20 protein-coding genes, 1 pseudogene and 1 other annotated feature are annotated in these 23722 nt (G+C 45.6%); of the genes and pseudogenes, 3 read left to right on the top strand and 18 right to left on the bottom strand.

Annotation, left to right across the window (positions count from 1 at the left end; translation table 11 throughout):
* Positions 1 to 35: 35 nt before the first annotated feature.
* The 11 genes from argB to IGJ26_RS01890 form a co-directional block, all read right to left on the bottom strand.
* Positions 36 to 797, bottom strand: coding sequence for an acetylglutamate kinase (argB, locus tag IGJ26_RS01940; protein WP_087664814.1), 762 nt, complete (start codon positions 795 to 797; stop codon positions 36 to 38).
* A gap of 35 nt (positions 798 to 832) precedes the next feature.
* Positions 833 to 2023 carry a bifunctional glutamate N-acetyltransferase/amino-acid acetyltransferase ArgJ gene (gene argJ / locus IGJ26_RS01935; protein ID WP_034872069.1) on the bottom strand — a complete coding sequence of 397 codons (1191 nt, stop codon included), beginning with the start codon at positions 2021 to 2023 and terminating at the stop codon, positions 833 to 835.
* A gap of 78 nt (positions 2024 to 2101) precedes the next feature.
* Positions 2102 to 3124, bottom strand: coding sequence for an N-acetyl-gamma-glutamyl-phosphate reductase (gene argC / locus IGJ26_RS01930; protein WP_194199309.1), 1023 nt, complete (start codon positions 3122 to 3124; stop codon positions 2102 to 2104).
* A 146-nt stretch (positions 3125 to 3270) separates the two neighbouring features.
* Positions 3271 to 4416 (bottom strand): acetylornithine transaminase, encoded by a 1146-nt coding sequence (locus IGJ26_RS01925; RefSeq protein WP_087664812.1) that lies wholly within the window; start codon positions 4414 to 4416, stop codon positions 3271 to 3273.
* Positions 4417 to 4620: 204 nt separating this feature from the next.
* Complete coding sequence (locus IGJ26_RS01920; protein WP_005232291.1) at positions 4621 to 6501, bottom strand: ABC transporter ATP-binding protein; 1881 nt, start codon at positions 6499 to 6501, stop codon at positions 4621 to 4623.
* A complete protein-coding gene (locus IGJ26_RS01915) occupies positions 6498 to 8225 on the bottom strand; it encodes an ABC transporter ATP-binding protein (protein WP_087664811.1) in 1728 nt (575 codons plus the stop codon). The genes IGJ26_RS01920 and IGJ26_RS01915 overlap by 4 nt, the downstream gene beginning before the upstream one ends.
* Positions 8218 to 8886, bottom strand: coding sequence for a TetR/AcrR family transcriptional regulator (locus IGJ26_RS01910; protein WP_005232294.1), 669 nt, complete (start codon positions 8884 to 8886; stop codon positions 8218 to 8220). The genes IGJ26_RS01915 and IGJ26_RS01910 overlap by 8 nt, the downstream gene beginning before the upstream one ends.
* A 266-nt stretch (positions 8887 to 9152) precedes the next feature.
* Positions 9153 to 10184, bottom strand: a complete 1032-nt coding sequence (locus IGJ26_RS01905) for an LPXTG cell wall anchor domain-containing protein (RefSeq protein ID WP_034872070.1) — start codon at positions 10182 to 10184, stop codon at positions 9153 to 9155.
* Between the two features lie 128 nt (positions 10185 to 10312).
* The gene (locus IGJ26_RS01900; RefSeq protein WP_194199310.1) at positions 10313 to 12325 is read right to left on the bottom strand and encodes a glucose PTS transporter subunit IIA; all 2013 of its coding nucleotides are present in this window, start codon (positions 12323 to 12325) and stop codon (positions 10313 to 10315) included.
* Positions 12325 to 13233: an N-acetylmuramic acid 6-phosphate etherase gene (gene murQ / locus IGJ26_RS01895; protein WP_096742151.1), complete on the bottom strand. Its 909-nt coding sequence runs from the start codon at positions 13231 to 13233 to the stop codon at positions 12325 to 12327. Before murQ ends, IGJ26_RS01900 begins: the two co-directional genes overlap by 1 nt.
* Positions 13226 to 14290 (bottom strand): DUF871 domain-containing protein, encoded by a 1065-nt coding sequence (locus IGJ26_RS01890; protein ID WP_429966945.1) that lies wholly within the window; start codon positions 14288 to 14290, stop codon positions 13226 to 13228. Before IGJ26_RS01890 ends, murQ begins: the two co-directional genes overlap by 8 nt.
* A 246-nt stretch (positions 14291 to 14536) precedes the next feature.
* Here IGJ26_RS01890 and def point away from each other — a divergent pair, with 246 nt between their 5' ends.
* Complete coding sequence (gene def, locus IGJ26_RS01885) at positions 14537 to 15100, top strand: peptide deformylase (protein ID WP_008376209.1); 564 nt, start codon at positions 14537 to 14539, stop codon at positions 15098 to 15100.
* Between the two features lie 93 nt (positions 15101 to 15193).
* Here the strand turns inward: def and IGJ26_RS01880 are convergent, their stop codons facing one another.
* The 7 genes from IGJ26_RS01880 to IGJ26_RS01850 all read right to left on the bottom strand — a co-directional run bounded on the left by IGJ26_RS01880 (position 15194) and on the right by IGJ26_RS01850 (position 21906).
* A complete protein-coding gene (locus IGJ26_RS01880; RefSeq protein ID WP_194199312.1) occupies positions 15194 to 16402 on the bottom strand; it encodes a M20 family metallopeptidase in 1209 nt (402 codons plus the stop codon).
* A gap of 59 nt (positions 16403 to 16461) precedes the next feature.
* The gene (locus tag IGJ26_RS01875) at positions 16462 to 17301 is read right to left on the bottom strand and encodes a MetQ/NlpA family ABC transporter substrate-binding protein (protein WP_008376213.1); all 840 of its coding nucleotides are present in this window, start codon (positions 17299 to 17301) and stop codon (positions 16462 to 16464) included.
* A 52-nt stretch (positions 17302 to 17353) separates the two neighbouring features.
* Positions 17354 to 18034, bottom strand: a complete 681-nt coding sequence (locus IGJ26_RS01870; RefSeq protein ID WP_005232318.1) for a methionine ABC transporter permease — start codon at positions 18032 to 18034, stop codon at positions 17354 to 17356.
* On the bottom strand, positions 18035 to 19111 hold the full coding sequence (locus IGJ26_RS01865; RefSeq protein ID WP_005232319.1) for a methionine ABC transporter ATP-binding protein: 1077 nt from the start codon (positions 19109 to 19111) through the stop codon (positions 18035 to 18037).
* A gap of 360 nt (positions 19112 to 19471) precedes the next feature.
* Positions 19472 to 19710: a binding site (T-box leader), on the bottom strand.
* A gap of 120 nt (positions 19711 to 19830) precedes the next feature.
* The gene (locus IGJ26_RS01860) at positions 19831 to 20355 is read right to left on the bottom strand and encodes a transcription repressor NadR (RefSeq protein WP_005232321.1); all 525 of its coding nucleotides are present in this window, start codon (positions 20353 to 20355) and stop codon (positions 19831 to 19833) included.
* Complete coding sequence (locus IGJ26_RS01855) at positions 20352 to 21200, bottom strand: chorismate mutase (RefSeq protein ID WP_034878116.1); 849 nt, start codon at positions 21198 to 21200, stop codon at positions 20352 to 20354. Before IGJ26_RS01855 ends, IGJ26_RS01860 begins: the two co-directional genes overlap by 4 nt.
* Positions 21201 to 21213: 13 nt before the next feature.
* A complete protein-coding gene (locus tag IGJ26_RS01850; protein WP_005232325.1) occupies positions 21214 to 21906 on the bottom strand; it encodes an NAD-dependent protein deacylase in 693 nt (230 codons plus the stop codon).
* 157 nt (positions 21907 to 22063) lie between these two features.
* On the opposite strand from IGJ26_RS01850, the pseudogene IGJ26_RS01845 reads away from it, so the two are divergent.
* Positions 22064 to 22733: pseudogene (locus IGJ26_RS01845) on the top strand (response regulator transcription factor).
* 14 nt (positions 22734 to 22747) lie between these two features.
* The gene (locus IGJ26_RS01840) at positions 22748 to 23653 is read left to right on the top strand and encodes a sensor histidine kinase (RefSeq protein WP_005232328.1); all 906 of its coding nucleotides are present in this window, start codon (positions 22748 to 22750) and stop codon (positions 23651 to 23653) included.
* The last annotated feature ends 69 nt before the right edge of the window (positions 23654 to 23722 follow it).

Raw genomic sequence — 23722 nt, 5'->3', positions numbered from 1 at the left:
AGTAGAGAGGAGGCGCTTGGGTGTCGCTAATGGCTTCAACTACAGCCAGCTGCTGCTGGACTTGCCGCGAGGATCTGGGTTCCTAAACGATCGATCCGATCGGTGATACAAACGGCAGCTACCCCTGCTTTTAAGGCTTTCTGAGCACTTTTTAGTTTTGGCAGCATGCCGCCCGTGACTACTTCTTCGGCGATCAGTTGGGGGATCTCCTCAAAAGAAACAGCCGACAACCACTTGCTTTCTTGCTTGATCCCAGGGACATCCGTCAACAAATACAGTTTTTCGGCTTGTAAGCTGGCTGCGACCTGACAAGCCACTTCATCCGCGTTGATGTTCAACCATTGCCCCTCTGGCGTAATTCCTAGTGGGGCCAAGATCGGGACATGTTTTTTCTCTGTCAAGAGCTGCAAGAAGGCGGCGTTGATTCGCTGAACTTTCCCTACTTGCCCTAATTTCTCCTCATCGATAACTTCTCCTTGGATCAGCTGATCACAGCCAGCATTCAGTCCCACGGCATGGAAGCCAGCTTGCTGGAAAGCAGTCGTAATCAGCGGTTGAACTTGTCCCAAAAGGACCATTCTAGTCACTTCAAGCGTCTGGGGATCGGTCACCCGCAAGCCGTCTTTGATTTTGACTGTCAACGCCATTTTCTCCATCATTTCTGAGATGTAGTGACCACCGCCATGGACGATGACCACTTTTTTGCCCGCAGCTTGCCAATCTGCTATCGTCTCAAAGAATGACGGGGTTAAATTTTCTGAGGCGACACCGCCGATTTTTACTACGATCGTTTCCATCTACTCGCTCCTTTTTGTCTAGTACCTGATTTGTTTCAGGTATGATATAGTGCGTTGATTTTCACATAGTCATACGTCAGATCACAGCCCCAAGCGGTGCCAACACCTGCCCCTTCTTTCAGCTCAACAGCGACTTTGACTTCATTTTCCGCCAACTGTTCTTGCATGATGGTTTCGTCAAAAGCTACCGGCGTCCCTTGGACAAAGACGGGAATGTCGGCTAATGCGATCGATACCGTTGCTGGATCGATGGGTTGCCCACTATAACCCACTGCACATAAGATACGCCCCCAGTTTGGGTCTTTGCCAAAGAGGGCTGTTTTGACCAGCGGCGAACCGACGATGGTTTTGCTGATCATGCGGGCTGCTTCATCGGTCACAGCTCCACTTGTGTGAGCTTCGATCAATTTGCTGGCGCCTTCTCCGTCCTTCGCAATTGCTTTGGCTAAGGCGGTCAGAACTGCTTTAAGCATCCCTTTAAACTCATGATAAGCTGGCGTATCGGCTTCGATCGTTGGATTTTTGGCTAACCCGTTGGCTAAAACTAACACCATATCATTGGTAGATGTATCACCATCGACCGTGATTTGATTAAAGGTGACATCGGTCAACTCTTTCAGCAGTGTTTGCAAGAGTGCTGACGAGATCGCTGCATCCGTCGTAACAAAGGCCAGCATCGTGGCCATATTAGGATGGATCATACCAGACCCTTTGGCACAGCCCGCAACAGTCACCGTTTTGTCAGCGATCGTTGATTGGATGACACTGCTTTTTTCAGTCAGATCCGTCGTCAAAATTGCTCTTTGAAATCGGTGGGCATCCCCTTGCCTGTTTAGTTGCTGAATCCCTGCCGTGATTTTTTCCATCGGTAAGCTCTTACCAATGATCCCGGTGGAGGCTACCGCAAAGGCTTCGGGACTCGTATGCAGCTGGGCTGCTGCCAATTCTGCCATCTCTTGTGCATCTTTTAAACCTTGCTCCCCGGTACAAGCATTGGCATTGCCCGCATTGACGATCACGCCTTGCAAGGTGCCTGCTTGCATTTTTTCCTTTGTAACGAGAATGGGTGCCGCTTGTACTTGATTGGTGGTAAAGACTGCCGCAGCACTGGCTGGCACTTCAGAGACGATCCAACCAAGATCGACTTTCTCTTTCTTCAGACCGCAATGCAGACCGTCGGCAAAAAAACCTTTGGGGGTTGCGATCGTTCCTTCGATTTCTTTCATTTTCTTTCCTCCTACTGTCACCTTTTTGCGGATTGTCCACTGGCTGACACGAGTATCCTCACGCGTCTGTTGGCTATTTTATGGATATAACGGTGCTTGCATAAGACCAGTCGTTTCTGGTATCTTTGCCCATCGATTGAAGTTTTGGATCGCTTGGCCAGCAGCCCCTTTGCCTAAATTATCGATCACTGCGACAACGGTCAACACTTGGGTCAGCGGATTGAAACATAGGCCAATGTCACAAAAATTCGTTCCCGTCACTTGCCGCAGCTCGGGCAGCTTTCCTAACGGTTGCACTCGGACAAACGGATGGTCTTGATACGTTTTTACGTACAGCTCATAGATGTCCTCTTGCGAAATCGCGTCTTTGATAGGCGCATAAAGCGTCATAAAGATCCCTCTTTTGACAGGCAGTAAGCTGGTAGAAAATTGGATCGGCGGCATTGCCTGATCCCATTGCTGAAACTGCTGCATGATCTCAGGAATATGCTGATGCTGATTTGGCTTATACATCGTCATGTTATCCGCAGCGGTTGCAAAGTGACTGCTGTCCGTCAATTTCTTACCAGCACCCGACAAACCCGACTTGCCATCAAAAATCAACGTACCGCTGAATAGTTTTTGCTGAACCAACGGCGCAGCAGCTAAAATGGCAGCAGTCGCATAACAGCCTGGATTGGCGATCAAATTGCCAGGAGTCGTTGCAAACTCAGGCAGCGAATAGGTCGCGTGTGCCAACAACTCGGCAGGGGCAGCTTCTTGGTGATACCATTTTTGATAGCTATCCCGATCCTTCAATCGCAGATCACCAGAAAGGTCAATCACTGGAAAGTCATTTGCGACAAAAGTCGCTGCGAGTTCTTTGCTGATTCCAGCAGGAGTCGCAAAAAACACGAGTTGATTTTCCTTTTGGATTTTTTCTGCATCAAAAGGTTCGATCAGCTGCTCTGTCAGCCCAACTAGATGAGGATACAAAACTGATGAATTTTCATGCATAGAATGACTATGCAAGGTGCCCACCTCCAATTGGGGATGTTGCTGGATCAAACGAATCAATTCAATTCCGGTATACCCTGTTACACCAACGATTGCTGCCTTCAAACACGTCACTCCTCAAAAGAATTTACTTAAGATTATAAGAAACTCCCATTGCTCTGTCAATGATTATTTATAAAACTATTCAAAATAAATTCGCTGTTATTCGGTTTTTATAAGAAAAAATGCCCAAAAAATCTATTTTTATACAATTATGCTAAGATCGCTTGTAAAATCGCCAAGGCTGCTTTCGTTTCCTCTTGCGAGATCGTTAAGGGTGGCAGCAAGCGCAAAACCTTGGTACCCGCCTTTAATGCGAGGAGGCCTTGGTTCCGCAGTTGAGTCAACACGGATTGCAAGCTTTCCGAATCTGCTAATTCGATACCAATCATCAATCCTTTCCCACGAATCGCCTGCACCTTAGATAGTCCTTGCAATCCGTCGAAAAACTGCTGCTGACGCAATTGAACATTGACTTGAATGTCCTCTTCTTGCAACACACTGCAGACGGCACTAGCAGCGGCCATCGCTAATTTATTGCCACCAAAGGTCGAACCGTGACTACCGGGTCCAAAAGCCGTTTGCAAATGACTTTTGCCTAGCATTGCTCCGACAGGGATCCCGTTACCAAGCCCTTTTGCTACGGTAAAAAGATCAGGTTCAATGCCATATCCTTCAAAAGCAAACAGTGTTCCTGTCCGTCCCATCCCGGTTTGGATCTCATCCACCACCAGCAGTGCTCCCTGCTCCTGACAAAGGGCTGCCACCCCTTGGACCCACGCCACCTCGGCAGGGATCACGCCGCCTTCGCCTTGGATCAATTCTAAAAACACGGCTGCCGTCTGCTCATCTAAAACGGCTTGCAATGCCTCAAGGTCATTAAACGGTACATAAACCATCTCTGGTACCAGCGGACCAAACCCATCGTGAATACTGCTTTGCCCAGTCAAAGACATCGCGCCAAAGGTCCGACCGTGGAAAGATTGTTCAAAACTGATGACTTTGCTACGGCCAGTCGCTTTGCGAGCCAGCTTTAAAGCAGCTTCGTTCGCCTCAGCGCCACTATTGCAAAAATAAGCCAGATACGGCTCGTCTGAGGCGCTCGTTTGATTTTGGGTCAGCTTTTGGGCAACTTCTTCTTGCAGCTGGCTGTCATACAAATTCGGCACATGCCAAATTTGCTCTGCTTGGGTCATCAACGCGGCTTGCACTTTGGGATGCCCATAACCGAGATTAACGACCCCGATGCCGCTTGTTAAATCTAAATATTGGTTCCCTTGCGAATCTACCACATAGCTGCCGTTGCCTTGCTGGATATCGATGGGCAAACGACTGTAATTAGGAAAAAGATGGCTCATTGATTTCACTCCTTGTCTTGGATCATTCGAAATTATGTATTAATATACATTTTTATCTAGATAATTGCAATGAATATTTAAAATAAAGCCATATAAATTCATAAAAAAAAGAAAGCAGTGACAATCACTGCTTTCTTTCAGTCAACCTTTGGCGGTCTGTTTATCATCATTTGGGGAAGAATTTCTTTCATTACAAACAGTGGATCACGCCACTTCTTCTGAAAATTGACTGTTATAAAGGTCTGCATAGAAACCGTTTTGCGCCATCAATTCCTCATGGTTTCCAGTTTCAACAATAGATCCGTGATTCATCACGATGATATTGTCAGCATCACGAATCGTAGAGAGACGGTGAGCAACCACAAAGCTGGTCCGATTTTCTAACAAACGCCCCATTGCTTTCTGGATCAAGATCTCAGTCCGCGTATCGACACTAGAAGTTGCTTCATCCAAAATCAAGACGTCCGGATCCGCTAAGAAGGCGCGGGCGATCGTGATCAGCTGACGTTGACCTTGGGAGATGTTGCTGGCTTCTTCATTCAAGACCGTATCATAGCCTTCTGGCAATTTGCGAACAAAATCATCCACATGGGCAGCCTTCGCCGCAGCAATCACTTGTTCTTTGGTCGCTTTTTCATTTCCATAATGAATGTTGTCATAGATGGAGCCGGTAAACAACCACGTATCTTGCAGCACCATCGAGATATTACTACGCAATTCATCACGAGTCAAGTCTCGGGTATCTCTGCCATCATAACGAATGCTACCGCCAGAAACATCATAAAAACGTTCCAAGAGATTGATCAGCGTGGTTTTCCCAGCGCCGGTTGGTCCTACGATAGCCACCATCTCACCAGCTTTGACATCCAAATTAAAATCGGTCATCAATAATTTGTCTGGGGCATAACCAAATTGAACATGATCGAAACGAACTTTGTATTCACTGTCTTCCACTGGTAAACCAGAAGGCTCATCATTCATTTCTTCTTCATCCAAGACTTCAAAGACCCGTTCGGCAGATGCAACGGTTGATTGGATGGTGTTTAGCAAGCTAGCGATTTGAGTGATCGGTTGAGAGAATTGATTGGTGTATTGCAAGAATGCTTGCACATCCCCTAACGTCATGTTCCCATTGGCCACCTTGATCCCACCAAGGACAGCCACGAAGACATAGCCTAAGTTTTTAATGAAGTTCATCAAGGGCATAATGATCGCTGAAATAAATTGGGCTTTCCAACCAGCAGAATACAGACGGTCATTTTCTTCTTCAAAAACGACTTGATCGGCAGCTTCATGGTTGAAGGTTTTGACTACTGTATGACCGCCGTAAGTTTCTTCGACTTGGTCATTGAGCAATCCTAAACTTTTTTGTTGGGCCGCAAAGAATTTTTGCGATTTTGGTGCGACGATCATCACGACGATCAAGCTTAAAGGAACCGTTGCTAAAGCAATCAAAGTCAGTTGCCAACTGATCGTCAGCATCATCCACAAAACCCCGATAAAGGTCACGACACTCGTAATAAATTGGGTCAAGTTTTGTTGCAGGGTACTTGCGATATTATCCATATCATTGATTGCCCGTGACATGATATCCCCATTTGAGTGAGTATCATAGTAAGAGATCGGCAAGCGGTTCATTTTTTCATCTAAGTCTCGACGCAGCTCATAAACCGTTCGTTGAGAGACACGGGTCATAATAAACTGTTGTAGAAAGTTGAAGACGGCTGAAATCACATACATGCCGATCGCGATCAAAATGATTTGACCAACTTTCTCAAAATCGATAGGAAATTCTGTCACCTGTTGGCCGGCTTGCATCTGCTGCGTACCGATCATGACCCCTTTAAAAATTTCAGTGGTCGCTTCCCCTAAAATTTTCGGTGTTTGGATTTGGAAGATCACGGCTGCGATCGCTAAAACGAAGACGGCAATGATAGCGAGGGAGCGTTTCGACATGTACCCGAAAAGCCGTTTGACCGTCCCCCAAAAGTTTTTTGGTTTTGGTCCTTTGGCACCGATGTTACGGCCCGGGCCGCCACCCATTGGTCCGCCACGGTGTTGTGTTGTTGTTTTCTTTTCACTCATGCAAGATCCTCCTCTCTCAATTGTGAAGAAACGATTTCTTGATAGGTTTCATTGTCTGCCATTAATGATTCATGGGTCCCTTTCCCTACGAGTTGTCCTTCATCTAATACTAAGATCGTATCGGCATCCATGACTGTGCTGACCCGTTGGGCAACCACGACCATGATGCTGTCTTGCATGTCGCGTTTCAGCGCTGCTCGTAAGTTTGCATCGGTTTTGAAGTCCAATGCGGAGAAGGAATCATCAAAGACATAGACATCTGCTTGTTTCACTAACGCACGAGCAATCGCTAAACGTTGACGTTGTCCACCAGAGAAGTTGCCGCCGCCTTGTTCTACACGGCTATCTAAGCCATCTGCCAGTTCGGAGACAAAATCTTTGGCTTGGGCGATCTCTAATGCTTGCCAGATTTCTTCGTCTGTCGCATCAGGTTTTCCGTATTTCATATTTTCACGAATGGTACCGGAAAACAGTACCGCTTTTTGCGGAACAAAGCCCACGACTTCTCGTAGATTGTGCTGGGTGATTTCTGCAATATTGACCCCATTGATTTTGATTGCACCAGACTCCACATCGTACAAACGAGGCAAGAGATTGACTAGTGTCGTTTTCCCTGAGCCCGTCCCACCGATGATGGCAACAAAATCACCAGATTTTGCTTGGAAGTCGATATCTTCCAACGCCAATTTCTCAGCGCCTTGGTAGCGATACGCCACATGGTCAAAAGTCAAGGTTGCTTGATCCCCTTGTAAGCTCAATGTCGCTGGTGTTTTTGGATCGAGAATTTCATCTTCTTCATTTAAGACTTCGTTGATCCGGTCAGCTGATGCTTGGGCTCTTGGCACCATCACGAAGATCATGGACAGCATCATAAAGCTGATCAAAATTTGCATCGCATAAGTCATAAACGCAATCAGGTTCCCGACTTCTAAGGTCATTTCGGCAATATAATGACCACCAAACCATGTGATGGCAATGTTCGTTCCACTCATGATCAACGTCATCAAAGGCATCATCAAGGCCACGATGGTATTTACTTTGATCGCGGTGTGGGTGTAATCTTTGTTGGCTTGATCAAAGCGATTCGCTTCATAATCCGTCTTGTCAAATGCCCGAATAACGCGGACCCCCGTCAAGCCTTCACGAAAGACTAAGTTCAAACGGTCAGTTTTCTTTTGCATACTTTTGAATAAAGGAACGGCAAAATACATAATACCGCCAACTAATACTAGCATGATAGGAATAACGACTAAAAAGATTCGTGTTAATTGGGCATCTTTTTGATAGGCCAAGAAGCTCGCCCCAATCAGTGTGATCGGTGCATTGATCATCATACGTAAAAACATTTGCGTCACCATTTGAATTTGGTTGACGTCGTTAGTGGTTCGTGTGATCAATGATGCGGTCCCAAATTTATCGAAAGAACGAGAAGAAAAATTCTCAACTTTTTGGTAAATGTCCGAACGTAGTTTTTGTCCTAATTTTTGTGATTCTCTTGTTGCGAAATACGTATTTCCTAAAGCGGCGATGATACTGATCAATGAAAAGCCGATCATGTAAAAGCCGGTTTTCCAAATGTAATCAATGTCCCCTGTCGCCACCCCATTGTTGATAATATTGGAAGTCAATGTCGGTAGATACAAATCAGAAACGACTTGGATCACCATAAACACCACTGCCATGATTATGGAAATGAGGGATACGCGTTTTATCAGCTTAATCATAGGTTTCCCCTCTTTCTTTTTTTGCGCCCTCTCTTAACCAGCGGACTTTACTGTTGAAATCAGCGATCGCTTCGGCAGGATCATAGTCTGGATCAAATGCTGATTGGCGATAGGCTTCGGCAATCGTCGAAAAGACGGTATGCATCAGCAGCTGGATCAGCATTTTCAACTCATGGTCGTCTTTGACTTTCAATAAATCTTTGTCGACCTCTGACAAAAAGATGGCTTGCTGCTTCTGCCGATCGGCTTTGTGTTCTTGATGCATCTTGTGCTGCATCTCTGGCACGACTTTATGGAAGGAACGATAATCCATACTCATAAATAAATTGCGGTAAAAGTTTGCGTTTTTGCCTTTGAAAACCTCGGCGATCATCCGTGAAAAGTACCATTCGAACCCCGCAAACAGATCCCCGTTTTCATGTTGGATCGATTTCAGCAGATCTCGCTGACTATTTTTTTTCAACGTATGGAAATAATAGTAATAAAGATCTTCTTTGTTTTCGAAGTATTGGTAAAAACTCCCGCGAGGAATCTCGGCATCTTTGATGATGTTGGCGATCGAGGCGTCTTTCAGCGGCAGTCTTGAGAATTCTTTTTTCGCCGCATTTAAGATGCGCTTTTGTTTTTCTGGCGGCAAGTGAAAAAATGTATCGGTCGGCATCACAAGCAACTCCTTTCTAATTTAAAATAAATCACAGCTCTCGATATGACACGATGTCATATGACACTGTGTCATTATACACCCCTCACCAGAGAATGCAAGAATTTAAATTTGACTTTTTTATGAAGGAATCAATTCTGGTCTTTTTATAAAAGGCGTTATTTGAAAAGAAATCACGAGTGAAATTTCTGAAAATAAAAAACCTTCGTTTCCCTGATGGAAAACGAAGGTTGCTATTTTTTCATTCTGCCGATTATAAATAACGATCATTTTTTCTTTCGGCGCCATAAAATCAAGAAAACGATCAGCAGCAGGATAACACCGGCGATCAGTAAGGTATAGCTTGGCGCTTCATTGGTTTTAGGTAATGTTTTTTCACCATCGGCAGTAGCGTTGGCCTCTTTCGAAGAAGTCGTTGTCGCTGTTTCTTGAGCAGTCGTCGATGTTGCCGTCGCTTCTTCAGTCGTACTCGTTTGCGTGCCTGTAGGCAGATACATGGAATCATTTGCCGCTTGAATGATATAAGAGATCCTTCCTGGGACAAAGGCACCTGGATCAACTTGCATCTCTTGTTCCATCTGATTCAAATTGGTCAAAATTGAAATCATCCATTCGTTGGAAACGGCTTGATTCAAATGTAAAAAGACTCCGTCTGCTGGATAGACGACCCTTAAATATTCCTGCAACTGATCCACGACAGGAATCAAGTCAGCAAAACTGGCGTAGCTATTCGCATCAAAAGCCAGTTGCGGCTCAATGGCTTCCCAGGATAACGTCTGATCGACAAACAAGGCACCGATGATTTTTGCCAAGTAAGCAATATCAAAGCCCATCGCATCACTAGAATAACGTAACGCTAGGCGATTGCCATTGGTCAATTCTTCATCTGTCAACTGGTCCAACTGTTCTTGGGTAAATGCGGTCACACTGCCTTCAGTGATCCCTTGGGTTAAGGCGCTACGAAGCGAACTAGGTTCATCGGCTAACGTGTTGATCTCATTGACGTTTTGCGTCCCTGTCTCTGCTTGGATCGAGGCAATAACGGCTTCGGAATCGACTGGCTCTTGATTCTCGTCAGCTGTAGTTTCTGAAGTAGCGGATTGATCCGTTTCTTGGTTTTCATCTGTACTTTCTTGGGCAGAATTTTGAATCTGCTCACTGTCTGTTTGCCCTTCTGATGAAAGCGTCTCGCTAACGGCAACCGGATTGTCACTTCCACTCGTAGCCGTTTCATCTGCATGAACCATCATTGGTGAAAATGCCAGCGTCATTAGTCCGAACCAAATTATTTTTTTCATCGTCATTGCCTCCTCGAATGGGATTTCTCCCTTTGTAACGAAACTGTAACATAAAGGCCTCGTTTCCGCAATCAATTTAGTAACTTCTTAAAAAAAACCTCCATCTTTATCAGATAGAGGTTTTACCATTATTTTATCGTTGCCACATGCATGACTGCTTGACCTGCGTTTGTTTCCGCGATCGGTAACAGTTCAACGTTGGCAGCTTGGTCCATATTGGTGATAATGACAAGCATCTCAGAAGCTTTGCCTTTAGCTGTCAACTGCGCCAAATCGACTTGGGCAACTTGGGTGGCTGGTGTCACGGCTTGGCCTTCCTCCACCAGGATTTCAAAAGGTGCTCCTTGCAATTCCACGGTGTCGACACCCATGTGTAGCAGAATCTCTAGCCCGCTGGCAGTCTTGATCCCCAATGCATGTTTCGTTGGGAAAATCGTCGTGATCGTTCCTGCTGCTGGTGCAAAGATCGCTCCATTGTCTGGCAAGACAAAATACCCGTCGCCCATCATTTTTTGCGAAAATACCGGATCACTTGACGCGCTGATCGATTTTGTCGTACCTGTTGCTACTGCGTATAAGGGTGTATCGATCGTTGTTGCTGATGAATTTGCTGCCGTTTCCTTTGCAGCCGTTTCACTCGTTTCTTTTGGTTGCGGTTGCACAGTGACGGTTGCAGCTGGTTTTGCCTCCTCTGCCTCAATCCCTTTGACTGCTTCTAAGCGATCTTTAGGAATCCCAAAGAAGTAGGTGGCAACGAAGCCGCCAGCATAGCCTGCTAACAAGCCGAAAATATAGCCCATCCAACGGCCGTTGGCAATCAATGGAATCAAAGCTAGCCCTGATGGTCCAATCGCCGTTGCGCCGATATTTGTCAAAGCGCCAATGACCGCACCACCGATCCCACCACCAATACAAGCAGTGATAAATGGTCGACCTAATGGCAATGTCACTCCGTAGATCAATGGTTCGCCGATACCTAAGATCCCAACTGGCAATGCACCTTTGATCATTTCAGAAAGCTCTTTGTCTTTACGTAGTCGTACCCATAAGGCGAAAGCTGCTCCGACTTGACCGGCACCAGCCATGGCTAAAATCGGTAATAATTGCGTGCTGCCTGTTGCTTCGATCATTTGGATGTGGATCGGGGTTAAAATTTGATGCAAACCAAACATGACCATTGGTAGGAAGGCCGCCCCTAAGACAAACCCAGAAAACGCACCGCCCACATTCAAGACCCAAGTGATTGAACCGACTAAGCTGTCAGAGATCAGACCTGCCAATGGCATGATCAAGAAAATCTCCGTCAAACCGATGATCAACAAACACAACGTCGGAGTCACGATAATATCGATCGCTTCAGGAATCACTCGATGCAGCACTGCCTCTAATTTCGCCAAAAGCCATACAGCGAAGATCACACCGATGATCCCTCCTTGGTTGGCAGCTAAAGCTTCGCCGGTGAACAAGTTTTGGATCGGGGCTTCTGGGTTCATACCGGTCAGCAAGATGATCGAACCGATCACTCCACCAAGGGTTGGATTGGCTTTAAAGACCTGCGCAGCATTGACCCCAGTAAAGATTGCTAAATAGGTGAACATCCCATTTCTTAGGACGTTTAAAATCATGACATAATAATTCCAAGTGTCTCCATCTAAATTTCCAGCAGTGATCATGTTGGTCAGAACGGAGGCGATCCCTGCAACGAGTCCTGCACCAACGAAGGCTGGAATCATTGGAACAAAGATATTTGAAATGTCTTTCAGCAGCGACTTCAATGGTGATGATTTTTGTTTGGCTTTTTGGGCTGCTTTCATCTCTGCCGTTTTTTCTGATAACGCCTCTTTGCCTGATTTTTGCTGCGGGATCTCTTGCCCTAAATCAACACCGGCTTTTGCCACCATTGCGTTGGCTACTTTGTTGACTTTCCCTGGTCCGATAATGACTTGCAGCTGCTCGTCATTGACGACACCCATCACGCCGGGAATCTCTTTTAACCCTTGTTGATCGACCTTGTCGTGGTCGCGGACGGTCATTCGTACGCGAGTCATACAGTGATTGACTGTTTCTACGTTGTCCATTCCGCCGGCTTCTTGAAAAATCTTCTCCGCTAACTCTTCTACCGTCAGTGTTTCTTTTGCCATTACTTTTCTCCTCCTAACGCCGTTTTGACAAACCCTTGTGCCGTGGCAAGTTTTGCTTGTGCTTCGTCTTTCGTGCTATCCGTCAACAGCATCACGATCGCCAATTTGACATTCTGATCTGCTTCTTCAAATGCTACAGCGGCTGTTTCATAATCAGCTTCAGTTGCCTGCATGATGATCCGTTTTGAGCGTTCCACCAATTTTTCGTTGGTCGCTTTCACGTCGACCATCAAATTATTGTAGACTTTACCGATCCCTACCATCGATAACGTCGAGATCATATTCAAAATCAATTTTTGGGCAGTTCCTGATTTCAAACGAGTCGAACCCGTCAGAAACTCTGGGCCACAATCGACTTCAATTGGAAAGCTGGCATGTTGAGAGATCTCCGCATCTTTGTTACAAGCGATCGTAGCCGTTGTGGCACCAAGCTCATTGGCGTAATCAAGAGCCCCAATCACGTAAGGCGTTCTACCACTGGCAGCGATCCCGATCACCATGTCATTTGGGTTCAACTTCAGATCGACAAGGTCTTGTTTCCCTAGCGTTAAGGAGTCTTCTGCTCCTTCGACAGCGACCGTCATCGCTTCTTCACCACCGGCGATCAGACCAACCACCATCTCAGGTGATACCCCAAAGGTTGGGACACATTCGGCCGCATCCAAGACGCCTAATCGACCACTTGTCCCAGCGCCAAGATAAATCAAGCGTCCGCCTTTTTTAAAAGCAGCGATAGTTTGTTCAATCACTTTTTCAATACTAGGAATTTCTTTTTCCACTGCATAGGCAACTTTTTGATCTTCTTGGTTCATTTTTTGGCACGCTTCTAAAATCGTCATTTCATCTAAATTGCTCGTTTCGCTATTGCGTCGTTCAGTCGTTAATTTGTCTAAATTGATTTTATTCATTGGAATCATCTCTTTCTAATTTAAATCGCATCCCTGCTTTGATTTGTTGGATCAAAGGCAGATCGGCTGGTATCACCTGAGCGGCGAGGTTGACTTTGGGGTCTGCAGGCAATGGTCGTTTGCACACTTGAATCTCTCCCATATAACGCAAGTACTCTTGGTTATCGATCGTCACAGCACCCATTGGCCGCTCTTGACTAAGTTCAGGTTTGACTTCTGGAATGGCATTGAAACGGGCATCGGTGCTACGCAAGACATCTCGAGCTTCATCGTAACGATTCTGGTGATCCCCTAGTACGTGTTCAAAGTAAGTAGAACCAAGATCTTTGACCCGCAAAACGATCCGCGCTTCTTGCAGATACGTCGCAAACTGCTGCGCACTTTTTGCAGAAACCATGCCATCGCCAATGTAAACAGCATCAACTGAGCCAGTAGCCAACAAGTCGATTGCTGCGGCAAAAGGCGACCAGTTGCGGTGTCTTTCCAGTGTGGGTAATCCTTGAAATAACGGTCCGCGTTTCTTGGCATCTCCTGGAACAAAGGCTTGGACGAAAAAGCCTTGTGCTTTCAACCAGCGGTTCTTCTCCTGAAACCAGTCAGCATCTAGTCCTGTTTCTGGCCGGGGGTAATAATTGTGCCAAGCTTCCAAACGAGTAAAATCGGCTCCATACGCCTGCAGCTCTCGAATGTCTTTTTCCGTTAATGTACTGGCATTCAAACTGATGGTCATTTCTTTTGAAAAAGCAGCGATTTGTTGATTGTCGATGGCATAGTCCATTCGTAAACCAGTGACACCGATCTCCCTTAGTTCCCCCAGATTGTCGATGGAAAAGCCCGCTTCTGCTAAGGCGTTTCCAGAAATATCTACCATTAAAGACAGCTGATGGTCTTTTGCGAAACCTCCCAAGTCCGTCAGACGCTGCCGATAGGTACTGCGATCGTCTTCTGGTATGTGCATGGAGGTGAAAATCCCTTTAAAGCCTGATGCCATCGCAGTCATCTGCTCAAGTTCTGCTGCCGTCAAGTCTTCGTTCATAAATACAGAAAAGCCGAACATCTCTTTGCCTCCTTGGTGAGTCACTATCGTGATACCGTTTTCTATAAAAGCATTATAACTGATTCTCTTCCTGTTCGCAACTATATTTCATAATTAAACCATCAATATAGAAATATCGTTTCATTTAATAAGAAAGCTTTACCGTTTAAACTTTCTTATGCCCTTCTTTCTGCACTTGTGGTACACTTTATTAGGAACGAAACTTGCTTTCGTCATTTTTACATAGTAGGAGGAATCACATCATCAATGATTACAATGGATGATATTATTCGCGAAGGCAATCCAACCTTGCGTGAAGTAGCAAAAGAAGTACCATTTCCTTTGAGCGAAGAAGATATCGCACTAGGAAAAGAAATGATGACCTTTTTAGAAAACAGCCAAGACCCAGTCAAGGCAGAAGAACTCGAATTAAGAGGTGGTGTTGGTCTAGCAGCTCCTCAATTAGATATTTCAAAACGAATCACAGCGGTCCTCGTCCCTAGCAGCGACCCAGAAAAAGCAGAACCTGATTTTAAAGATGTTCTTTACAATCCTAAAATTCTAAGTCATTCCGTGCAAGAAGCTTGTTTGGGTGAAGGCGAGGGCTGCCTGTCCGTGGACCGTGAAGTCCCTGGCTACGTGGTACGCCATGCCCGGATCACGATCAGCTATTACGACATCAACGGCAAAAAGAAAAAAGTTCGTTTAAAGAACTATCCTGCGATCGTCGTTCAGCATGAGATCGATCATTTGAACGGGGTCATGTTCTACGATCATATCAATCAACAAAATCCTTTTTCATTGAAAGAAGGCATTTTAGTCATCGACTAACTAAAAAGTCTCTACCGACATTTTGCGGCAGAGACTTTTTTTTCTTCTATATTATTGAGTATCCTCTGGATATCTTCCTTCACGGTTTTGGCGTTAATTGCCTTTTGCTAGGCTTTCTTGATGATCGGCTTTGATTTTTTCTAATAACGCCGGTTGTTCAAAAAGATCTAACGCGGTCAGCGCTAAAAGTTCAGCCGCGATAGCGATCGACTGCAAGCCTTTTTCACTCTTGGCAGCGGCTTTGAATTCTTTCGAATGACCCGCAATGTAGTCATCTGAAATCGAAACGGTGGGTTGGATCGTCGGGATCACTTGACTGACATTGCCGACATCAGAAGAACCAAGACTTGTTTTGGCTTCCGTATCGATCTCATCGGCAGGTACGCCCGCTTCTTGGGCATGGGCAAAGAAGATCTCATCAAAACTTGGTGTCACGATCACATCGTCGACGGAGTTTTGGAACAAACCGAATTCATAGGTCGCTCCCGTGGCTAAAGCGGCTCCTTTGATGATGTTTTCGACTTTCTCGTAGACATCGTTCAAGGTCGCTCGATTGGCTGCTCGTAAATAAAAACGACCGGCTGCATATTCTGGCACGACATTGGCTGCCACGCCACCATCGGTGATCACACCATGAATATTGACGTCTTTTGGTAAGTGCAGACGCAATCCATTGATCCCGTTAAAGACTTGCAGCAATGCTTCTAACGCGTTGATGCCTTTTTCTGGTGCAGCTGCCGCATGGGAAGCTCGACCATAGAACTTGATATCCACTGGATCATTGGCTAATGACGCTGTCGTTTTGCCATAGCGATGGGCTGGATGGACACAAAGAGCGGCATCGACATCATTGAAGAACCCTTCACGGACAAAACTGCCTTTAGCGGAACCATTTTCCCCACCTTCTTCTCCTGGTGTCCCATAGACTCGAATCTCCCCGCCTAGCTCATCGATGAAAGGTTGCAGGGCACTGGCTGCTAAGACGGAATAAGTCCCGAAGAGATTGTGCCCACAAGCATGACCGATCCCTGGTAACGCATCGTACTCAGCTAAAAAGGCAATCGTTGGGCCCGGTTTTCCACTGACATAGCGGGCATCAAAGCCGGTGCGATGTCCTGCGACATCCTTTTTAACAGCAAAGCCTTCTTTTTCTAATTGGGCGATCAGGGCATCGGCTGAGTAAAACTCATAGTTGCTGACTTCTGGGTGATTATGGATATCTAATGCCAAGGCTTGATAAGCGGCTAAACGCTCTTGGATAAATGGTTTAATCGTTGCTTTTGTAATAGTTGCTGTTGTCATAATCAAATCTCTCCTTTTTTATACATGTTTTTTCAATTTTATATCAAATTACGTGGTACTTATTTTGCCCCAAAGGTTTCCCAAGCAGGAACACTTGATCCTTTTGACGTTTCCTCGATGACTTTTTTCGTATCCTCTGTTTGGTAAGCAGCAACCACTTTTTGGTAAACTTCATTGTCTTCATCTTCTTTACGGGCGGCAATGATGTTGACGTAAGGACGGGCCGTTTCATCAACAGGCTCTAAAAAGATTGCATCTTCGGTAGGCACAAATCCTGCATCTACCGCCATGCCGCTATTGATAACAGAAACATCGACATCGGAAAGTGCCCGGGCTGTTTGCGCTGCATCAAGTTCCGAAATTTCTAAATTCAAACGGTTTTCAGTAATATCCGCGACCGTTGGTGTTTGTCCGGCTGCTTCATCCACTTTGATCAATCCAGCTGATTGTAACAAGAGCAATGCCCGACCACCATTGGTCACATCATTCGGGATCGCAACTTTAGCTCCTTCAGCCAAGTCGTTGACATCCGTCACTTTGTCGGAATAAATGCCTAATGGCGCGTTGACTGTATTGCCGATCGATACGAGATCGGTACCAAATTCTTTATTATAATTGTCCAAGAAAAATTGGTGTTGGAATGAATTGAGGTCAATGGAACCATCAGCTAATGCTGCGTTGGGTTGATTGTAATCAGAGAATTGGACATATTCTAAATTGATGCCTTCGTCTTTTAAACGATCTTTGACATCATCCCAGACATCGGTGTCCGCGCCAATCACCCCTAATTTCACAGTGACTTCTTCTTGATCAGTGGCTGCGGCACTGCCATTGTTTCCGCATCCGGTAATAAATAATAATGCTGCCCCTAAGACGATTGATTGTACGATTTTTTTCATTTTTTCTTCCTCCATAGACTTGCTTGTTTTTTTATTTGTACGTAAGTGGTGGTCAGTGTGATACTCGTTTAATGAGTAGGTTGCTGACAAATTGACTGATAAAAACGAATACTAAGATGATCAAGGTCGCCATGATCGTGACATCGGTCTGGAATCGGTTGTACCCGCGGGTGATGGCTAAGTTACCTAAACCGCCAGCGCCAACTGCTCCTGCCATGGCGGTCAATCCGATCACATTGATCACGGTCAATGCAGAGACCCGAATGATTCCCGCCACGCCTTCTGGCAAATAGACCCGAAAAATGATGCCGAAAGGACTGGTGCCCATCGCTTCGGCTGCTTCCACGACACCGGGGTCAACTTCTAGCAAGGCAATCTCGATCTGCCGAGCAAAGAAAGGAATGATCCCAGCAATCAGAGGAACCAATGCTGCTGTTTCGCCGATCGTCGTTCCCACAAGAAATCGGGTAAAGGTTCCTAGCAACGTCAATAAGATAATAAAAGGGATCGAGCGGACCACATTGATGACCTTATCGAGAAATTCAAAGAGTGGTCGATTTTCTAAAATTCCACTCGGTCGAGTCACTACCAGGACGATCCCTAACAAGATGCCTAAGATGCCCGCGATCAAGGAGGTCCAAAAAACCATATACAAGGTTTGGATCGTTGCTGCGACAAATTCATCTTGGATCGCAACAACATTGGGAAAATATCTTTCTAATAAGGCAGCCATCTAAAATCCTCCTTTAATCACATTGTTTAATGGTTCTGCATGATTTTCTTTTAAAATATTGGTGTACACTCCTTGAGACTTCAAATATTCTAAGGCATGTTTGCGCTGTTGGTACTCTCCGGATAAGCTAACGACCAAGCTGCCGATCGGCACTTCTTGCAAGATCTCCACGTTACCGTAAAGAATATTGGTGGTCACTTTGTAGCGACTGTACAATTGGGCGATCAGTGGTTCATTGGTTTGATCCCCCACGTAGGACAGCTCCACCAGCCATTCATTCGGTGCCAAGGAAGAAAACTTCGAACTGCCGAGGATCGTTTCTAAGGCTTGGTCGATGTGCGTCGCCGTTCGGATGAAATCTTTGGTCAATGGTTTTTCTGGTTGGCTAAAAATCTGAACGCTCGAACCTTGCTCAATAACTTCACCGTCTTCCATCACTGCCACTTTGTTGCAGATTTCTTTGACAACTTGCATTTCATGGGTAATGATCACGATGGTCAAACCGAGAGTCCGATTTAATTTTTTCAACAAAGCCAATATCTGTAAGGTCGTTTTCGGATCAAGGGCGCTAGTTGCCTCATCGCACAGCAAGATCTCTGGATCATTTGCCAAAGCTCTGGCAATGGCGACCCGCTGCTTTTGCCCTCCAGATAGTTGGCTAGGAAACGCTTGGGCTTTTTCTTCCAATCCAACAAGCGTCAGCAGCTCGGTTACTTTTTGATGACGTTCCTGTTTGGACCGTCCCCCATATTTCAAGGAAAAATCCACGTTATCAAAAACATTGCGGCTGTCCATCAAGTTGAAGTGCTGAAAGATCATTCCGATCGTTTTCCGTTTTTCTCGCAGGTCTTTCGCAGAAAGTGTGGTCAGCTCCGTGCCGTTGACGACGACGCTGCCGCTGCTTGGGCGCTGCAATAAGTTGATCACACGGACGAGTGTACTTTTCCCGGCGCCTGAGTAACCCACGATGCCGTACACGTCCCCTTTGTCGATCTCGATCGATACGTTTTTGACCGCTTGGATCGCGGGTTTCTTTGATTGATTGAATGTTACTGATATATCTTTTAATGAAATCATCGTCTTCCCCCTAGTTCTTGTCTTTTTCAATAAAAAAAGGCATCCTCAAACAAGTCACCTGTGACTTGTTTGAGGACGCCTTTTTGCGTGTTACCACCTCAGTTTAAGCTGTACTCGCATACAGCTCCTTTTCGAGTACGATCATACTCTAGCCAGATAACGGTCGCTACCGTCGTCGCCTTGCAAACTACTGCTCGGAACGAATCACTCCTTGGCCATTTTCTAAAAGTCGTTTGATGCTTCTTTTCAGCTACCGAAGCTCTCTGTTGAAAAAACGTGCTTTTGTACTTACCAATTCTTCGTGTGTGGTGCTATTTGATTTTTGTGTATAAAAAAAGTCCTTTTACCAGCGTTTGCTAGTAAAAGGACGAATACTCGTGTTACCACCTTTTGTTTAGAAGGTTTCCCTTCCCTCAACCCAACGTCTAGCCGTGCTAGAGATTGGTGCACTTTGTAACGGTAGTGCGCATCCGTGATTGCCTACTTATCGACAATCAATCCTCCAAGGCCATTTTTCATCGCTTCTGACTTGACTCTTTCCACCAACCAGAGTCTCTCTTTAAAGTATCCGCGGTTACTTTCCTTCTCAACAGATTCATTATTCTTGTTGAGTTGTACTTTACTGGAAAATGAACGTCTTGTCAACAAAAAATCACAATTTTTTCATCTAAGTGTTCCCCAAGACTGCCGATAGCGTCCTTGCCAGAATGGTTTACGCCTCAATTTTGATAGAGCATGCCTTTTTCTGCTAACTGTTGTTTGGCTTTTTCCAGAGCCGCAGGATCGGTATAACGCAGCGTATGCAAGTGCACCCCGTTGGTTAAATCAGAGAGCAAGCGGGCTTCTGCATGTTGGGTTTTGTTGATGAAATCAGTCACGTCTTGGTCTGTTTGAATCTGCAAATTGCCAGTGATCTCTCCATAGATTTCATGTTCAACGATGACATCGACCACTTCCACGCCACAAGCGACAAAAATCCGCAATTCTTCTTCGGTTTGTTCAGGCCGATGCTGCACCGCTAGCTTGCTGACATACCCCGCCTCATTCAACAGTGCTTGCAGTCGATAGCCGCGAGCAGTGGCCGCGATCGCTTCACCGGCTGCTCGCAGCAAGGCAATGTCCCCAACGATGATTTGGCGACTGACTCCTAGTGATTCTGCCAGTTTGCTGGCACTGATCGCTTTGTCCGCTTGCTTCAATGCCGCTAAAATCGTTTCTCGACGTGTTGCTCCATCCATACTCATTCCTCCAATTGATTCTCTTGATAGGTTTTTGAGTGTTTCATAATTGATTGAAACATGGCTAAAATCGTTTCCTCATAGGCTTGATTTGAAATCGCCTGCCGAATATTTTCCAGCACTTTCTCTTCACGATTTTCATCTAAAACCGGCAACTGACTACTTTTCTTCAATTGCACGATTTCATTAACTGTACTCATGCGTTTTTCTAAAAGATGCGTGAGCTGCCAATCAAGGTCATCGATTGCCGCTCGCTGAACAGCCAAAGGATCTTGCTGGTTGTTTTCTTCTTCCAAGTCGATCGTCTTGATGACCCGTGCCGGATTTCCCGCCAGCACAACATTGTCTGGGAATGATTTTGTGACCACACTGCCAGCCCCCACCACGACATTGTTACCTAAGCGCACCCCCGGCAAAATCGTGGCCGCGCCACCGATCCACGCGTTATCGCCAATCACGATCGGTGCCCCTAATTCTAAGCCGCTATTTCGTTTGACCGGATGCAATGGATGAGTCGCCGTAAACAACCGAACATTGGGTGCCAGCATACAGTTGTCACCAAAGGTAATTGGACAAACATCTAATAGCACACAGTCGTAGTTAGCATAGAAGTTTTTGCCGACAGAAATATTGTAGCCATAATCAAAGCGGACATTCGGTTCGATATAGATTCGACCAGTCACAGAGCCGAAAGTTTCTTTTAGTAACTGCTCTTTGATTTTTGTATCAGTTTCTTGGTTGATCAGGTTCATTTGTTCACGGGCATATTTCCGGTCTGCCACCAATTCTGGATCTGGGGAAAAGTACAATTCGCCAGCAATCATTTTCTCTTTTTCGGTACGTTGTGTCATATCATAAACTCCTTCATTCAATTTTCTGGAAAAACGTTTCGGCTGCTGCGGTCAACATGCCATATTCATTCGGGATCGCCAATGGTTCCTTATTGATGACCAACACCTGCTGGCTGTAATCGACTAGCCCTGCAAAAGGATAGACTTGCAGCGAAGTCCCCACGACCACCGTCAGGTCGGCTTGAGCAACGGCTTGAATGGCTCCCTCAATGGTTTCATCCGTAAATCCTTCCCCATAAAGCACGATCGCCGGCCGAATCTGACCGTCACATCCTGCATGGTGCCAATCCTGCAAATACGCTTGCCAAGGTACCGGATTACCGCATTTTCGGCAATAACAGTTGTACAAGGAGCCGTGAAAATCGATTCTTTGGTGACTCCCCGCTTTTTCATGCAGTCCATCGATGTTTTGTGAAACGACCCAAACTGTTTTTTTCGTTTGCAGCGCAGCCATTTTTTGATGAATGATGTTCGGCTGGGCCTGAGGATGGTAGAGGTGCTTGACGAACTGATAAAATGTTTCCGGTTCGTTTTCTAAACAGTCATGGCTTAACAAATACTCTGGCTGGGCCAGTCCTTGATAGACCCCTTTTAAGGAACGGTAATCAGGAATGCCCGATGGGGTTGAAACACCGGCACCCGTCAAAAAGGTCACGGATGATGCGGCGGTGACCGTTGCGATTGCTTGCTCAATAGATACCTTCATCGTTCTAACTTCCTTTATGGCTTTTCTCTTATTCTAACCGAAAAAGAACCGTTTTTGCGAAAAATCAGCCATTTTCTTTTTTAAAAGCAACTAATGCTTTTTCTTGCGGAATTGCTTATAATAAATGCAATAAATACAAGAAGAATGGGAAAACCAAATGAAAATTTTGATTATCGAAGACAACAATGAGATCAGCGAAATGTTGGCTACTATTTTAGCAGCTGACTATACCGTCCAGCAAGCCTATTCAGGCACGGAAGGTCTGCTGCTTTTTCAGCAAGATGCTTTCGACTTGATTTTGCTAGATCGAATGCTCCCCGGTAAAGATGGGACACAAGTCTTGCAAGAGATTCGCCAAACCTCCACGGTCCCCGTCATTATCTTGACTGCCTTAGATGAACCAGCCGATGTTTCCACCCTTTTGCTGGCGGGGGCCAATGATTACTTGACCAAACCCTTCAATGTCGAAGAATTAAAGGCACGTATCATTGTTCAATTGCGAACAAATAAACAACCCCCTCCAGTTGCCAGCAGCCACTCGTATAAAAACATTCAACTGTTGCCTCTCCTCGTTTCAGCTGCAACGAGGAGAGGCAACGGTTCAGTTAAAGAAAAAGGAGTTTGAGATTTTTTCCCTGCTCTTAGCGAACCCCAAAAAAGTTTATACCAAAGAAATGCTCTATGAAGCTGTTTGGCAAGAACCTTACTACGGTGAAGAAAACACGATCAATGTCCATATCAGCCATTTACGCAGCAAAATCAAAACACTCGATCCAGATGAAGCGTATATCGATACTGTCTGGGGCATCGGCGTCAAGCTAGCTTAAAAAGGAGGAACCTCATGCATATACTTCAGTTTTTCGCCGCTCTGATCGTTGTGTTATTGTTTGGCTATTGGTTTTTCTTACTATATGATCTAAAAAAGTACCACCAGCAATTAACAAGAATCAGCGAAATCGAAACAAATCAAGAGATCCATTTACAGACCCGCGTCCCCGCTTTAAAAGCGATCGCCTTGTTAAACAATCAGATACTTAGAAAAAATAAGCAGCAACACTATCAAATGCTGCAAGAAAACCAGCAGTTGGAACAAGCCATTCAAAATATCTCTCACGACTTACGCACACCTTTGACGGTCGCCAGCGGCTACACACAACTGCTGCAAGCCGATGCGACCCTCACCCCGCAACAACTACAGCTGCTGGATAAAGTCAGCAGCAACCTAGAAAAAGTCGAAAATCATCTGGAACAGTTGTTGACCTATCAGCGTCTCAAAGACAATCAGCTCGCTTTGACTTTGGAAGAATTCAATCTTTCTCGTTTATTGGAAGAAGAACTGCTCCAGCTTTATCCTTCTTTTGAGGAAAACCATTTATCACTGACGGTTGCGATCCAACCCAACATCATGATCATTTCAGATAAAAAAAGCTGGCAACGAATTTTCCAAAATGTCCTTGGTAACCTGCTGGAACATGGCAGTGAAACGGGGACGATCCGCTTGAATCAGCAAGGAGATCGCATCGTTTTCCAACAGGAAAATCAGCTGAGATCACCGATCCAGCACCCAGAAAAATTGACCCACCGCTTTTATACCGAAGACCTTTCACGGCATAAACAGCAAGCCGGACTTGGTCTGTATATCATCGCGGCATTGACTAATGCATTAGACGGCAAGATCCAATTGGATACAACCGAAGAGACGTTTCGTTTGACCCTTTTTTGGCAGCAGTCCGTTGAATCCCACTAACTCATGGCTATACACAAAAAACACCCAATCGCTCGACCTTCACTAGTCGATACGGTTGGGCGTTTTTCT

It is taken from the genome of Enterococcus sp. AZ095a, from assembly GCF_050546735.1.
Taxonomy (GTDB): domain Bacteria; phylum Bacillota; class Bacilli; order Lactobacillales; family Enterococcaceae; genus Enterococcus_D; species Enterococcus_D entomosocium.
This window is presented reverse-complemented; position numbering and strand designations above follow the sequence as displayed.